1 protein-coding gene is annotated in these 1,166 nt (G+C 67.4%); it reads left to right on the forward strand.

The window, feature by feature from the left end:
* Window positions 1–33: 33 nt before the first annotated feature.
* Window positions 34–1,155: an endo-1,4-beta-xylanase gene (locus DQW06_RS26645; protein ID WP_013153247.1), complete on the forward strand. Its 1,122-nt coding sequence runs from the start codon at window positions 34–36 to the stop codon at window positions 1,153–1,155.
* The last annotated feature ends 11 nt before the right edge of the window (window positions 1,156–1,166 follow it).

Consider the following 1,166-nt stretch of genomic DNA (forward strand, 5'->3'; position numbering starts at 1 on the left):
ACCGGCACCCGGTAGAAGGTGAGAGCCGACCAGATGCCCAGCACGGCCTCCTCCCCCTGGCGCCCGCTCACCCGCGGACGCGGAGCCCTGCTGACCGCCACCGCCCTGTGCGCGATCATCCTCCTGGTCACCGCGATCCTGGCCCTCACCCTGCCCGCCCAACCAGAATCCACCGGCGCCGCACAACTCCCCCACCTGGCCCGCCAGAGCGACATCGACCTGGGCGTCGCCGTAGCCGTCAACCCCCTCGTCCACGACCGCGAGTACCGCTCGGTGGTCACCGAGCACTACACCTCCCTGACCGCCGAGAACACCATGAAATGGGAGTACGTCCAACCCCGACGCCACACCTTCGACTGGAGCGGCCCCGACACCGTCGTCGACTTCGCCGAACGCAACAACCTCACCGTGCACGGCCACACCCTGCTCTGGCACAACCAACAACCCGCCTGGCTCGCACAAGGCACCTGGACCCCCGACGAACTACGCCAGGTCATCCGCGAACACATGCAGGCCCTCATGGGCCGCTACCAAGGACGCGTCACCTCCTGGGACATCATCAACGAACCCTTCGAGGACAGCGGCCCCCGCCTACGCGACAACCTCTGGTACCAGGTCCTGGGCGAGGACTACATCGCCGAGGCCCTCACCACGGCCCACGAGATCGACCCCCAGGCCCGCCTCTACATCAACGAGTTCGGCATCGAAGGCGGCGGCCCCAAGACCGACGCCCTCTACCAACTGGTGACCACCCTGCTCGAACGCGACGTCCCCCTGCACGGCATCGGCTTCCAGAGCCACTTCATCCACGGACACGTCCCCGACGACCTCGCCGAACAACTACGCCGCTTCACCGACCTGGGCCTGGAGGTCAGCATCAGCGAACTCGACGTACGCATCCCCGAACCCGTCCCCAACGGAGCCCTCCAGGACCAGGCCCGCGAATACGCACAGGTCGTCCAGGCCTGCCTGGACGTACCCCGCTGCGTACGCGTGTCCGTGTGGGGAGTCAGCGACCAGCACTCCTGGATCCCCGAATGGTTCCCCGGCTACACCGCCGCACTGCCCTTCGACGACTCCTACGCACCCAAACCAGCACTCAACGCCATGGTCCAGACCCTCTCCCGCCGACACCCCCGTCCCCCGACGCACTGAGCACACACCCC

Source organism: Nocardiopsis sp. TNDT3 (assembly GCF_003427465.1).
GTDB lineage: Bacteria > Actinomycetota > Actinomycetes > Streptosporangiales > Streptosporangiaceae > Nocardiopsis > Nocardiopsis dassonvillei.